Annotated in this window: 9 protein-coding genes and 1 pseudogene; all 10 read left to right on the forward strand. The window is 72.5% G+C overall.

Annotated elements, in window-relative coordinates; all coding sequences use genetic code 11:
• Window positions 1-4 precede the first annotated feature (4 nt).
• On the forward strand, window positions 5-820 hold the full coding sequence (locus EEJ42_RS05360; RefSeq protein WP_246096089.1) for a 2-amino-3,7-dideoxy-D-threo-hept-6-ulosonate synthase: 816 nt from the start codon (window positions 5-7) through the stop codon (window positions 818-820).
• Window positions 817-1,920, forward strand: coding sequence for a 3-dehydroquinate synthase II family protein (locus tag EEJ42_RS05365; protein WP_009719746.1), 1,104 nt, complete (start codon window positions 817-819; stop codon window positions 1,918-1,920). The genes EEJ42_RS05360 and EEJ42_RS05365 overlap by 4 nt, the downstream gene beginning before the upstream one ends.
• A 150-nt stretch (window positions 1,921-2,070) precedes the next feature.
• Complete coding sequence (locus EEJ42_RS05370; protein WP_184502949.1) at window positions 2,071-3,000, forward strand: bifunctional transcriptional activator/DNA repair enzyme AdaA; 930 nt, start codon at window positions 2,071-2,073, stop codon at window positions 2,998-3,000.
• Between the two features lie 13 nt (window positions 3,001-3,013).
• Window positions 3,014-4,729, forward strand: coding sequence for a class I adenylate-forming enzyme family protein (locus EEJ42_RS05375; RefSeq protein WP_246096091.1), 1,716 nt, complete (start codon window positions 3,014-3,016; stop codon window positions 4,727-4,729).
• 90 nt (window positions 4,730-4,819) lie between these two features.
• A complete protein-coding gene (locus tag EEJ42_RS05380) occupies window positions 4,820-5,827 on the forward strand; it encodes a methyltransferase (protein ID WP_123098842.1) in 1,008 nt (335 codons plus the stop codon).
• 55 nt (window positions 5,828-5,882) lie between these two features.
• A complete protein-coding gene (locus tag EEJ42_RS05385; RefSeq protein WP_123098843.1) occupies window positions 5,883-7,742 on the forward strand; it encodes an FAD-dependent monooxygenase in 1,860 nt (619 codons plus the stop codon).
• A gap of 1 nt (window position 7,743) precedes the next feature.
• Window positions 7,744-9,438, forward strand: coding sequence for an FAD-dependent monooxygenase (locus EEJ42_RS05390; protein WP_123098855.1), 1,695 nt, complete (start codon window positions 7,744-7,746; stop codon window positions 9,436-9,438).
• Window positions 9,435-11,450, forward strand: a complete 2,016-nt coding sequence (locus EEJ42_RS05395; protein ID WP_123098844.1) for an FAD/NAD(P)-binding protein — start codon at window positions 9,435-9,437, stop codon at window positions 11,448-11,450. Before EEJ42_RS05390 ends, EEJ42_RS05395 begins: the two co-directional genes overlap by 4 nt.
• Window positions 11,447-12,853 carry a nitrosuccinate lyase gene (locus tag EEJ42_RS05400; protein WP_123098845.1) on the forward strand — a complete coding sequence of 469 codons (1,407 nt, stop codon included), beginning with the start codon at window positions 11,447-11,449 and terminating at the stop codon, window positions 12,851-12,853. Before EEJ42_RS05395 ends, EEJ42_RS05400 begins: the two co-directional genes overlap by 4 nt.
• A 57-nt stretch (window positions 12,854-12,910) precedes the next feature.
• Window positions 12,911-13,775 (forward strand): annotated as a pseudogene (locus EEJ42_RS05405) (methionine adenosyltransferase); the annotation flags it as partial.

Raw genomic sequence — 13,775 nt, forward strand, 5'->3', positions numbered from 1 at the left:
TCTGATGCCGAGCACGTCTTCATCGGGTAAATCACTACGACTAGCCAGACTTTCCGGGCACGGCGACGAGCGGTATCTCTTCGTGCCACTCGATCACTCCGTCTCCGACGGGCCGATCGCGACGGTGGGCGGCTTCCAGGACCTCGTCCGTGACGTGGTCGACGGCGGGGCCGACGGAATCGTCGTCCACAAGGGCCGGGCCCGGGTGCTCGCCCCCGAGCTGCTCGCGGACTGCTCGCTGCTCGTCCACCTGAGCGCCAGTACGGCACACGGCCCGGACGTCAACGCCAAGGTGCTCGTGGGCGACGTCGACGAGGCCATCAGCCTCGGGGCGGACGCGGTGAGCGTGCACGTCAACATCGGCTCCGACACCGAGGCCGACCAGTTGACCGACCTGGGCACGGTGGCCGCGGCCTGCGACCGCTGGGGGATGCCGCTGCTGGCGATGATCTACCCACGTGGTCCGCGGGTCACCGATCCCGCCGACCCGGCGCTGGTGGCGCACGTCGTCAGCATCGCCGCCGACCTCGGCGTCGACATCGTCAAGACCGTGTTCGCCTCCCCCGCGGAGCGCATGGCCGAGGTGGTCGAAAGCTCCCCCATCCCCGTCATCGTCGCGGGTGGTGGCGACGCCTCGCAGAGCGTCCAGGACTTCGCGGTCTCGGCGCTCGCGGTCGGATGCAGCGGACTCGCCGTCGGCCGGCGCGTCTTCAACTCGCCGTCTCCCCGCACGACCGTTCGGGAACTGGCCGAGATCGTTCATGGGCCCCAGGGCTCTCCCGTCCCCATCCAAACCTCGCGAATGGCAGGTGCACTGTGAAGCTCAGTTGGGTCGACATCCGCTCGGTCGGTTCCGCGAAGGACGCCATCGTCCAGGAGGCGATTCACGCCCGGGTGGAGGGCATTCTCGCCGCCGACCCGGCGGACCTGGAGAAGCTGCCGCCGACGGTGAAGAAGGTCCTCTTCCCGCAGGGCCAGACGCTCCCCGAGAGCTTCGGCGCGGCGGACGTCGTCATCGTCGACCCCGCCAAGCACGGGGAGCCCGCCGAACTGGCCCTCGCCCACCCCGATGTGGAGTTCGGCCGGTTCGTCGAGATCATCGACGCCGAGACGCTGGAGGACGCCTGCCAGTCCGGCCGCGTCGACAAGTGGAGCGTGCTGCTCTTCCGCGACCCCACCAAGATCCCGCTGGAGATCGTGATCGCGGCCGCCGCCCGTGCCAACGGCAGCCTCGTCACCATCGCCAAGGACGTGGAGGAAGCCGAGATCATCTTCGGCGTGCTGGAACTCGGCTCCGACGGTGTGCTGATGGCCCCGGCGAAGGTCGGTGACGTCACCGCGCTCAAGGCCGCCGCCGAGGGCGGCATACCCGACCTCGAGCTGGTCGAGCTGGAGGTCACGGCCACCACGCACGTCGGCATGGGCGAGCGGGCCTGCGTGGACACCGCCACCTACTTCGGCAAGGACGAGGGCATCCTCGTCGGCTCGCACTCCAAGGGCATGATCCTCTGCGTCAGCGAGACCCACCCGCTGCCGTACATGCCCACCCGCCCGTTCCGGGTCAACGCCGGTGCCATCCACTCGTACACCGTCGGCCAGAACGAGCGCACCAACTACCTGAGCGAGCTGAAGGCGGGCAGCAAGGTCACCGCCGTGGACATCCACGGCAAGACCCGCCTGGTCACCGTCGGCCGGGTCAAGATCGAGACGCGTCCGCTGCTCTCCATCGACGCGGTCGGCCCCGACGGCCGCACGGCCAACCTGATCCTCCAGGACGACTGGCACGTCCGGGTGCTCGGCCCGGGCGGCACGGTGCTCAACAGCACCGAGCTGAAGCCCGGCGACAAGGTGCTCGGCTACCTGCCGGTCGAGGACCGCCACGTCGGCTACCCGATCAACGAGTTCTGCCTGGAGAAGTAGCCACCCCCGGGCGGGCCGGTGACACGCACGGCACCACCGGCCCGCCCCGGCGGGACCGCGGGACCACCTCCCCGCACGCGGGCCCACCTCCCCGCACGCGTACTCCGAAAGACCCCCACCACGGAAACAGTGCATCCCGGAGGATCAGTCTTGGACGGGACAGTGTCGTCCTACGTCGATGACGACGAGCGGTGGAGAGCCGTTCTGCGCCGAGACCGGCAGGCAGACGGAGTCTTCTACTACTCGGTGCGGACGACGGGCATCTACAGCCGGCCCTCCTGCGTCTCCCGGCCGGCGCGCCGGGCGAACACCGTCTTCTTCACCGACCCGGAGGCCGCCGAACGCGCCGGATACCGGCCGTGCCGCCGGTGCCGACCGCGCGAGGACAGCGCACACGCCTCCTATGTGACCGCCATCGCCAAGACCTGCGAGCTGATCCATGAGGCGAGCGAGACACCGAACCTCGACACCCTCGCCGAGGCGGCCGGTTTCAGCCGCTTCCACTTCCACCGGGTCTTCAAACGGCTGACGGGAGTGACCCCGCAGGCGTACGTGGCCGCCTGCCGGGCCGACCGGCTGCGCCGGGTGATTTCCGAGGCCGAGACGGTGACCGAGGCCATCTACCGGTCCGGCTTCACCTCCCAGGGCAACTTCTACGCGGTGTCCCAGCAGATTCTGGGCATGACGCCGACCAACTTCCGTACCGGCGCGGACTCCATCGCCATCAGCTTCTCCCTAGCGGGGAGCCCCCTCGGCCCCGTCCTGGTCGCGAAGACCGAGAAGGGGATCTGCTCCGTGCTCACCGGCGACGCACTCATGGGCGACGGGTCCACCGGCGGCCGGCTCACCGGTGACGGCGCAGCAGCGCTCGTCGGACGGCTGAGGGAGCGTTTCCCCAAGGCGCATCTCATCCGCGCCGGCCGGGAGTTCGACGATCGGGTCGCCGCCGCCGTACGCCAGTCGGAGCCGCCGAGGCTGGGCCGGGACCTGCCGCTGAACATCCGCGTCACGGCCATGAGCGAGCGCCTCAGAAAGGCACTTCGCGACACACCGAGCGAACCATCCGTCCAGACACGGTGAAAGAGGATTGGTGATGTTACTTTTCGGCACTCATCGGTCGGCGGCCCAGCGACTGAGGCTGCACGCCGATCGCGGGCTCGGCGCGGGCAACTTCTTCTGGCGCGCCTGGTCGATCGCCAAGGACCGGGACCGGCCGCTCCTCTATCACCCGGATGTCACCGCCCCCGGCTGGGCGGAGACCGAGCCGCCCGGCATCTCCCTGAACGACATGCGCATCACCGTCATCCGGTACGCCACCTGGTACCGCGACCACGGCGTGCGGCCCTCCACCCACGTCGGGGTCTACACCCGCGACGGGCTGGCCGGACTGCTCCACCACATAGCGATCAACAGCCTCGGCGCCGCCGCCGTGCACTGCAACCCCAAGATGGCGTCGCCGACCGCGGCCGACTACTTCCAGCGCACCCAGACGACGGTCCTCGTCGGTGACAAGGACCTGCTCGACGGCTGCACCGAGGCCTGGTCGCAGCAGGGCATCGCCACCGCCAGGACCCCTCTGCTCCAGGACATCCGGCAGCTGGACGAGACCGCCCCGCTGCCGCCCGCCCCGCTGCCCGGGTTCCCCTACCGGCACGGGCCCGACGACCTGGTGATGGTCTCCCACTCCTCCGGGACCACCGGCCGCCCCAAGGCACCGATCTTCAGCCACCGCGGGTTCTTCATCGGCAAGCGCGAGCGACTGTGGAGCTTCCCGTCCCTGCGCACCGACCGCATGCTGACCGCCCTCCCGCACAGCCACTCGTCGGGCATCAGCTACCTGAGCATGGCGCTGCTGCTGGGCATCCCCACCCTGATCCTGGACGATCCGAACGGACGGTCCGTGGCCCAGGCGATCAACCAGTTCCACCCCACCTTCGTCCTCGGCTTCCCGCTGACCCTCGCGGAGATCGACGTCGCGGACATCGACCCCCGCGCCGCCCGGAACATCCACTCGTGGAACGGCATGGGCGACGCCTCGCACGAGCGGCACATCAGGCCCCTGATGGGCCTCGGCTCCCGCCCCGGCAAAACCGGCTCCCAGTACAACGACGGCCTGGGCTCCTCCGAGATGGGCATGGTCCTCTTCCGGCAGGTGTACGTCCCCGAGTCGACCGAGTACGGACGGCTCATCGGCCACCCGGCCGGGGTGGTCCGCAAGGCCGCCGTCCTCGACGAAGCGGGGAACGAACTGCCCGACGGACAGGCCGGGATGCTCGGCGTCCGCACCCCCAGCGTCACCCCCGGCTACTGGGACGACCCCCAGCTCAGCCAGGACTCCCTGCTCAGCGGCTACTTCCTCACCGGCGACATCGTCCGCCGCGACGAGCAGGGCCGCTTCTTCCACCTCGACCGCACGCCCGACGTGATCCACGCGGCCGACGGGCCCGTGCACAGCCTCCCCCTCGAGGAGGTCCTGCTGCTCACCACCCAGGCGCTCGACGCCGCGGTGGTGGGCGTCGAGGACCCGGAGGCCCCGGGGAAGGCGGCCCCCGTCGGCATCGTCCTCTTCCGCGACAGCGGCGATGGCGGCCGTGGCCCGGAGCGCTCCTCCGACGCCCTGCTGGAGGCCGTCAACGCCGAACTCGCCCGCAAGCGGATGCCGTTGCTGCGCGCGCTGCTCATCGCCGCCGACCGCGACGAACTGCCCGTGGGCGTCACCGGCAAGGTGCTCAAGCGGCAGCTCCGCGAGCGCCACCGCACCCTGCTGCACGACGCCGCCGCCCACGGGGCCGCGCCGCGGGCGAACTGACCGGCGCCGCCGTACGCCGGACAGCCGCCGTACGCGGCCCGGCGGCCTCACCACCGCCCCACCCGATCCACCCGATCAGAAGGGCCAGTCATGCACGACGGACACGCCGCGCGCCAAGTAGTCGACATCATCACCGGCTCCTGGCAGTCACAGGCGCTCTACGCCGCGGTCGCCCTGGAGATCCCCGACCACATCGCCGCCGGGCACACCACCGACACGGCCCTGGCCACGGCCACCGGTTCGGGCCCGGACGGCATCACCCGGCTGATGCGGCTGCTGCTGGCCATGGGCGTCTTCGACCGCTCGCCGGACCAGGGCTACGCGCTGACGCCGGTGAGCGAGGTGCTCCGCGCCGACAGCGACGCGTCGATGCGCGACATGATCCAGCTCTACGGCGAGGAGTTCCACACCGCGTGGGGAGCGGTGGTGCCCGCCGTCCGCACCGGATCCTCCGGCTTCGAACACGCCCTCGGCACCTCCATCCACGCGTATCTGGCGAACGCGCCCGGCGCGGGCGCCAAGTTCCAGCGCGCCATGAACGCGGGCAACGTCTTCTTCCCCGACGTCCTGGACGCCTTCGACTTCGCCCGCTGCGCCACGGTGATGGACGTCGCGGGCGGCAGCGGCCAGTTCCTCTCGATGGTCCTGCGGGCCCACCCGCATCTGCACGGGGTGCTCCTGGACCTGCCGCACATGATCCCGGTCGCCCGCGCCCACCTGGACGCCTCCGTGGGCCCCGACCGCTACGAAGCCGTCGAGGGGGACATCTTCGCCTCGGTTCCCGAGGGCGCCGACGCGTACCTCCTCTCCAGGGTGCTCCAGGACTGGGACGACGACCGGTCCGTGACCCTCCTGTCCAACATCCGCAAGGCGCTGCCCGAGGACGGCCGCCTGCTCGTCGTGGAGCGGGTCATCCCCGAGGAAGGCGCCCCGGAGCTGCTTCCGCTCCTGTACGACCTGCATCTCCTCATGGCCGCGGGAGGGCGCGGACGGACCCTGGACGGCTACCGCGACGTCCTCACCGCGGCCGGGCTGCACCTGGAATCCGTCCACCCGCTGGCCCTCGAAACCACGTTGCTGGTCGCGGCCGCGGCCTAGGCGCCGGGGACCCACGACGCCGACGACTCACGAGAAGGCGAATACGAGGCACTCGATGAACCTCTCACCCCCAATCCGACCGAGCGACGACCCCCGGGTCCTGGACGTCCCCGTGCTGATCATCGGCGGCGGCGGCGCGGGCCTGACGGCATCCGTCGTCCTCTCCGACCTCGGCGTCGGCTCATTGCTCGTCGAGCGCCACGCGACGACGTCGATCCAGCCCAAGGCGCACATCCTCAACGCCCGCACCATGGAGATCTTCGGCCACCACGGACTGGCCCGGGACATCTACGCCGAGGGCTCCCCGCCTGCCAACTGCGGCGCCATGGCCTGGCTGACCAGCCTCGGCGGCGACGAGCCGTACGACCGCAAGGTGCTCCACCGCGCCGATGCCTACGGCGGCGGCGCCCTGGCCGAGCGGTACGCCGAGGCGTCCGCGTACCCGCACGCGAACCTCGGCCAGCGCTGGCTGGAGCCGCTGATCCGCCGCCATGCCGAGGAGCGCAACCCCGGCGGGATCCGCTTCGGACACGAGATGGTGGAGTTCGAGGACCACGGGGACAGCGTCACCGCGACGATCCTGGACCGCGACGCGGACCGTACCTACCGCGTCCGCGCCGGATATCTGATCGCCGCCGACGGCGGCCGCTCGGTGAGCAAGCGGCTCGGCATCCGCATGCTGGGCACCCCCACCTTCCTGGAGTGGATCAACCTTCACATACGGGCCGACTTCTCCGAGTTCATCCCCTTCGACGACACGGTGGTCAACCGCGTCTCCAGCCTCGCCGACGACGGCAGCCTGGAGCACTGCGGCGTCGTGCCCATGGGCCCCAAGCAATGGGGACGCCACTCCGAGGAGTGGACGCTGATGTTCTCCCGGCCGCCCGGCACGCGGGAGGCGGCGGAGCTGGACGACGAGACGGTCGTCAAGATGGTCCGCCGGACGCTGAAGCTCCCGCAGGACCACCCGATGGAGGTGCAGAGCATCAGCCGCTGGCCCGTGGAGGGCACGGTCGCCGAGCACTTCCGCGCCGGCCGTGTCTTCCTCGTCGGCGACGCCGCCCACCGCCATCCGCCCTCCGGCGCGCTCGGCCTCAACACCGGTGTCCAGGACTCCCACAACCTGGCCTGGAAGCTGGCCCGGGTGCTCTCCGGCGACGCCGCGCCCGCGCTGCTCGACAGCTACGAGGCCGAGCGGCGCCCGGTCGCCGAACGCGTCGTCGAGCGGGCGCTGTTCTCGCTGTTCAACCAGATCGCCTTCACCGCGGGCACCGGCGTGGTCCCGGGGGCCCGCCCCGAGTGGAACCGGGCCCAGATGACCGCCCTGTTCTCCGACACGCCCGACGGCCGGACCCGGCGCGCGGTCCTCGCCGAGTACTTCGAGACCAACCGGATCACCACCGCCCACCTGGGGCTGGAGATGGGCTACGACTACGCCGACGCCGGGTTCGTCACCGGCGACGGCACCGAGCGGCCCGAGCCGGATCCGCTCGGCCTCGACTACGTCCAGTCCTGCCGCCCCGGCAGCAGGATGCCGCACGCCTGGCTGCGGCGCGGCGGGGAGCGGACGGCGACCCACGACCTCATCGACCACGGGGCGTTCCTGCTCCTGGCCGGTGCGCGGGGCGAGAGCTGGGTGCGTGCCGCGGCCGAGGTCTCCGCCCACCACGGCCCGGCCGTCACCGCCCACGCCGTGGGCCCGGACCACGAGGTGACCGACCCCGACGGCGTATGGGCCGCCCTGCGCGGCCACGGCGAGGACGGGGCCGTCCTGGTCAGGCCCGACGGGTTCGTCGCCCTGCGGCTGAGCTCGGCGTCCCCGGATCCGGTGCGGGAGCTGCGCCGAGGGCTCGATGTGGCGCTGGGGCGCGCCGTCCCCGTCACCGCCGCGCCGGGTGCCGAGGGGGACCGCTGACATGACCGACGTCCAGCGCACTCCCGTCGCCATCGTCGGCGCCGGCCCGGTGGGCATCATGCTCGCGCTCTTCCTCGACCGCTACGGCATCGAATCGGTCCTGTTCAACGCCGAGCCCACCATGGAGGACAAGCCCCGGGGCAACACCCACAACGCCCGCACCATGGAGCACTACCGGCGCCTGGGCATCTCCGGCCAGATCCGGCGGCTGGGCCCGCCCGCCGATCACACTCTCGACATCGCCTACTTCACCCGCTACAGCGGCTTCGAACTGTCCCGGCTGACGCTGCCCTCGCCGGGGGAGCGGATGCGGGCGCTCGCCGGTACGCCCCGCACCGACCAGACGCCCGAGCCGGTGCACCGCGCCAACCAGATGTACGTCGAGAAGTTCCTCTTCGAACACGCCATGACCCGCCCCAACATCACCTTCCGCTTCGGCTGGCGGGTGACCGGCCTCAAGCAGAACGCCACCGGCGTCACCCTGGAGGCCGAGAGCGTCTCCGGCGGGGCCCGGGAGAGCTGGCAGGCGCCGTACGCGGTGGGCTGCGACGGCGGCCGCAGCTTCGTGCGGCGCGCCCTGGGCGTGCACTACGAGGGCCCCGGATCGCTGGAACAGGAGATCCTGGGTCGCCGTGCCACCGCCGCCCATCTGCGGCTGCCGACCTTCCACTCGGACGTGTTCACCGGCCGGCGGGCCTGGAGCTACTGGTCGCTCAACCCCGACCTGGTCATGAACCTCATCGCGCTCAACGGCCGCGACGAGTTCTTCCTGCTCACCAGCTCCGTCGACCCGGACACCACCAGCGCCGCGGAACTGTCCTCGCTGGTACGGCGCGCGGCGGGCACCGAGCTGCCCGTCGAGGTGCTCAGCCACCGCCCGTGGACCCCCGGCGCCGCCCTGGTCGCCGAGCGCTTCACCGTGGGCCGGGTGTTCCTCGCGGGCGACTCGGCCCACCTGTTCACCCCCAACGGCGGCTTCGGCATGAACACCGGCGTGGACGACTCCGCCAACCTCGCCTGGAAGCTGGCCGGGACGCTCCAGGGCTGGGGCGGCCCCGGGCTGCTCCGCTCCTACGAGAGCGAGCGGCGGCCGATCGCCCTGCGCAACACCGCCGCCGCCCGCGAACTCAACACCGGCCTCGCCGACATCGAGCGCCCCGGCGTGATGGAGGACGACTCGCCGGAGGGCGCGGCGGCGCGGGCCCGGGTCGGCGCCCTCGTGCGCGCCTACGGGGAGCGCACCCACTCCATCGGCGTGCAGCTCGGCGCCCGGTACGACGGCTCCCCGCTCATCGATACCGACGAGGAGCCGCCGAGCGACTCCATGGGCACCTACACGCCCACCGCCATCCCCGGCGGACGCGCCCCGCACGTATGGCTCGACGACTGGCGCGGCCCCGGCAGCTCGCTCTTCGACCGCTTCGGCCCCTACTACACCGTGCTCCGGCTCGGCCCCGAGCCGCCGCCCGTCAAGGAGCTGGAGGCCACCGCCCAGGCCGCCGGGCTGCCCCTGCGCACCCTGGACGTCGAGGATCCGGTCGTCCGCGACCTCTACGAGCGCGATCTCGTACTCATACGCCCCGACCAGCACGTCGCCTGGCGCGGCAACGCCCTGCCCACCGACCCCGGCGACCTGGTGGCCCGGGTGACGGGACAGCGGGCGCCGGACGCGGCGCGTGACGGGGACTCCGCATGAGCCGACATGGCGCGCGCCGGGGGGAGCTGAAGGTCGGAATCGTCGGCGCCGGGCCCCGCGGGCTGTCGGTGCTGGAGCGGATCTGCGCCAACGAGCGGAAGTCCGGCTCGCACCGCGCGGTGTCCGTGCACGTCGTGGACCCCTTCCCGGCGGGCGCCGGACGGGTCTGGCGCACCACCCAGTCCGACCAGCTGCTGATGAACACGGTCGCCTCGCAGATCACCCTGTTCACCGACGACAGCGTGGAGATGGACGGTCCGGTGGAACCGGGCCCCAGCCTCTACGAGTGGGCCAGGGAACTCGGCCAGAACGCTGATGGGGCCGGCGCCGACGACCGCACGCCGGCCGAGGCCCGTCGGCTCGGCCCCGACGCGTACCCCACCCGGGCCTTCTACGGCGTCTACCTGAACAGCGTCTTCCGCCGGGTGGTGGCCGACGCCCCGCGCCACGTCACCGTCACGGTCCACCGGGCGCAGGCCATCGGCCTGGACAACAGCGGACCGCTCGCCGACGGTCCGCAGACCCTCACCCTCGACAACGGCGTCCGGCTGACCGACCTGGACACGGTCGTCCTCGCCCAGGGGCACGTCCCCGCCCTGCCCGCGCCCCACGAGGAGGAACTCGCCCGTGCGGCCGCCGAGCACGGCCTGCTCTACATCCCGCCCGCCAACCCCGCCGATGTGGACCTCGGCGGCATCGAGCCGGGACAGACCGTGCTGCTGCGCGGCCTCGGGCTGAACTTCTTCGACCACATGGCCCTGCTCACCGCAGGCCGGGGCGGCACCTTCCGGACCGAGGACGGACGCCTGGTCTACGAGCCCTCCGGCCGGGAGCCCAAGATCTACGCGGGGTCCCGGAGGGGCATTCCGTACCACGCCCGCGGAGAGAACGAGAAGGGCGCCCACGGGCGTTACCTGCCGCGGCTGCTCACCACCGAGACGATCGCCGGGCTGCGGCGGCGGGCCGTCGACGGCGAGCGGGTGCACTTCGGGACCGACCTGTGGCCGCTGATCGCCAAGGAGGTCGAGAGCGTCTACTACGGCACCCTGCTGGAGGTACGGGGCCGCGCCGCCGACCGCGAGGCGTTCACCGAGCGGTATCTGGCCGCCCCGGCGGGCGAGGCGGAGCGCCGCCTGCTGGACGCGTTCGGCTTCGCGCCGGACGACCACTGGAGCTGGGACGCCCTCGCCCGTCCGCAGGGCAACCGGACGTACCCCAGCCCGGCCGCGTTCCGGCAGTGGCTGCTGGACTACCTCGGCGAGGACGTGCGCGCCGCCCGCGCGGGCAATGTGAGCGGTCCGCTCAAGGCGGCCCTGGACGTGCTGCGCGACCTCCGCAACGAGATCCGGCTCGCCGTCGACCACGGCGGCCTGGAGGGCAACTCGTACCGCGACGAGCTGACGGCCTGGTACACCCCGCTCAACGCCTTCCTCTCGATCGGGCCCCCGGCCTCGCGCATCGAGGAACTCGTCGCCCTCATCGAGGCGGGCGTGGTCCGCATCATCGGGCCCGGCCTCCAGCTCACCGTCGACGAGACCCTCCCGTCCTTCGTCGCCGGGTCGGACACCGTGCGGGGCGGGCGGATCCGGGCGAGCGTCCTCATCGAGGCCCGGCTGCCCGAGCCGGACCTGCGCCGCACCGCCGACCCCCTGCTGCGCCATCTGCTCACCACGGGGCAGTGCCGCCCGTACGACATCCCGGGCACCTGCGGGACGACCTACCGGACGGGCGGACTCGCGGTCACCGAGCGGCCGTACCGGACCGTCGACGTCCACGGCAGCCCCCATCCGCGCCGGTTCGCCTACGGGGTCCCCACCGAGGCCGTGCACTGGGTGACCGCGGCCGGGATCCGGCCCGGCGTCAACTCCGTGACCCTCGGCGACTCGGACGCCATCGCGCGCGCCCTGCTGAGCATCCGGGCCGCGGACCCTCCCCTCCAGGCGGTGCGGGGCGGGGCGCCACAAGGGGGCCGCGACGGGCTGCACGGCGGCCAGCGGGAGGTGATCGCATGACCGCGACGTTCGACGGCGGCCGGGACACCGGGCTGCTCTCACCCGTACGGGCCGGCACCCCCGTCGAGGCGGACGTGGCGGACGAGGCATGGCTCCAGGCGATGCTCGACGCCGAGGCGGCCCTGGCCCGGGCCCAGGCCCGGCTCGGCACCGTCCCGGCGGAGGCCGCGGCCGCCATCACGGCGCAGGCCCGCGCGGACCGGTTCGACCCGCGGGCGCTGGCCCTCGTCGCCCGCGAGACGGCGAACCCCGTCGTGGGCCTCGTCCAGGTGCTGACCCGGGCGGTGGCGGCCACGGCCCCCGCGGCGGCCGAGTACGTCCACCGCGGCTCCACCAGCCAGGACGTCTTCGACACCGGGGCCATGCTGGTGGCCGCCCGCGCCCTGCGCCGGATACGGGCCGACCTGGACCGGACGTGCGCCGCGCTGGCCGTGCTCGCCGCGGACCACCGCGACACGCTCATGGTCGGCAGGACCCTCGCCCTGCACGCCGTCCCCACGACCTTCGGGCTCAAGGCGGCCGGGTGGCGCCATCTGCTGCTGGACGCCCTCGCACGGATCGACCGCCTGCTCGACGGGGGCCTGCCGGTCTCGCTCGGCGGCGCCGCGGGCACCCTGGCCGGGTACCTCGCATACGCGGCGCTGGGCGACGGGCCGCAGGGGGAGTCCGGCACCGCCGAGTACCTCGACCGGCTGGGCGCCGCGTTCGCCGAGGAGACCGGGCTCGCCCGGCCCCTGCTGCCGTGGCATGCGCTCCGTACGCCGCTCGCCGACCTCGGCGCCGTCCTGTCCTTCACCGCGGGGGCGCTCGGCAAGATCGCCGTGGACGTGCAGTCGATGACCCGGACCGAGGTCCAGGAGGTCACCGAACCGGCCGCCCCCGGACGCGGCAGCTCCTCGGCCATGCCGCACAAGCGCAACCCGGTGCTCTCCACCCTGATGCGCAGCGCCGCCCTCCAGGTCCCGGTGCTGGCCACGGGGCTGACGCAGAGTCTGCTGTCGGAGGACGAGCGGTCCGCCGGGGGCTGGCACGCCGAGTGGCTGCTGCTGCGCGAGTGCCTGCGCCTGGTCGGCGGGGCGGCCCACACCGCCGTCGAACTCGCCGAGGGCCTGGCCGTCCGCCCGGAGCGGATGCGGGACAACGCCCATCTGACCGGTGCCCGGGTGGCGTCCGAGCGGGTAGCGGCCGTGCTGGCGCCCCGTCTCGGCAAGGCCCGGGCGAAGCACCTGCTCACCGAGGCGGCCGCGGAGGCCGAGCGGGACGGGCTCCAGCTCGCCGAGGTGCTCGCCGCGCTCCCCGACGTGGCCGCCCACCTGGGCGCCGAGGACCTGCGCGACCTGCTCGACCCGGCCCACTACACGGGCGCGGCGGGGCCGTTGGTGGACCGCGCGCTCAAGCGCTGACCTGCGCCCGCTCACCTCACCCCACCCGTCCGTATCACCTCAGCGGAGGAACTCACCATGGCACTGCGCCTGTTCACCTCGGAGTCCGTGACCGAGGGGCACCCCGACAAGATCGCTGACCGGATCAGCGACACCATCCTCGACGCGCTCCTGAAGGAGGACCCGACCTCCCGGGTCGCCGTCGAGACCCTGATCACCACCGGCCTGGTCCACGTGGCCGGTGAGGTGACCACCACGGCGTACGCCCCGATCGCCACGCTCGTCCGCAACGCGATCCTCGACATCGGCTACGACTCGTCGGACAAGGGCTTCGACGGCGCCTCCTGCGGCGTCTCGGTGTCCATCGGCTCGCAGTCCCCCGACATCGCCCAGGGTGTCGACTCCGCCTACGAGCTGCGGGTCGGGGGTGCCACCGACGGTGACGCGGGGGACGAGCTGGACAAGCAGGGCGCGGGCGACCAGGGCCTGATGTTCGGTTACGCGTGCGACGAGACGCCCGAGCTGATGCCGCTGCCGATCAACCTGGCGCACCGGCTCTCCCGCCGCCTCGCCGAGGTCCGGAAGAACGGGACCATGCCGTACCTGCGCCCGGACGGCAAGACCCAGGTCACCATCGAGTACGACGGCCACAAGGCGGTCCGCCTGGACACCGTCGTCGTCTCCTCGCAGCACGCGCCCGACGTCGACCTCGACGCCCTGCTGACGCCGGACATCCGCGTCTTCGTGGTCGAGNGCCCGACGTCGACCTCGACGCCCTGCTGACGCCGGACATCCGCGTCTTCGTGGTCGAGCCGGTCCTGCGGGAACTGGCGGACTCCGGCATCAAGCTGGACACCGAGGGCTACCGGCTGCTGGTCAACCCGACCGGCCGCTTCGAGATCGGCGGCCCGATGGGTGACGCCGGGCTCACCGGCCGCAAGAT

This window comes from Streptomyces botrytidirepellens, from assembly GCF_003721215.1.
Classification (GTDB): Bacteria; Actinomycetota; Actinomycetes; order Streptomycetales; family Streptomycetaceae; genus Streptomyces; species Streptomyces himastatinicus.

Bases quoted from the DNA above. Each gene is read 5' to 3' on its own strand.
- EEJ42_RS05400 (WP_123098845.1), top strand. From the start codon at position 11,447: ATGACCGCGACGTTCGACGGCGGCCGGGACACCGGGCTGCTCTCACCC.
- EEJ42_RS05385 (WP_123098843.1), top strand. From the start codon at position 5,883: ATGAACCTCTCACCCCCAATCCGACCGAGCGACGACCCCCGGGTCCTG.
- EEJ42_RS05395 (WP_123098844.1), top strand. From the start codon at position 9,435: ATGAGCCGACATGGCGCGCGCCGGGGGGAGCTGAAGGTCGGAATCGTC.
- EEJ42_RS05380 (WP_123098842.1), top strand. From the start codon at position 4,820: ATGCACGACGGACACGCCGCGCGCCAAGTAGTCGACATCATCACCGGC.
- EEJ42_RS05360 (WP_246096089.1), top strand. From the start codon at position 5: ATGCCGAGCACGTCTTCATCGGGTAAATCACTACGACTAGCCAGACTT.
- EEJ42_RS05390 (WP_123098855.1), top strand. From the start codon at position 7,744: ATGACCGACGTCCAGCGCACTCCCGTCGCCATCGTCGGCGCCGGCCCG.
- EEJ42_RS05375 (WP_246096091.1), top strand. From the start codon at position 3,014: ATGTTACTTTTCGGCACTCATCGGTCGGCGGCCCAGCGACTGAGGCTG.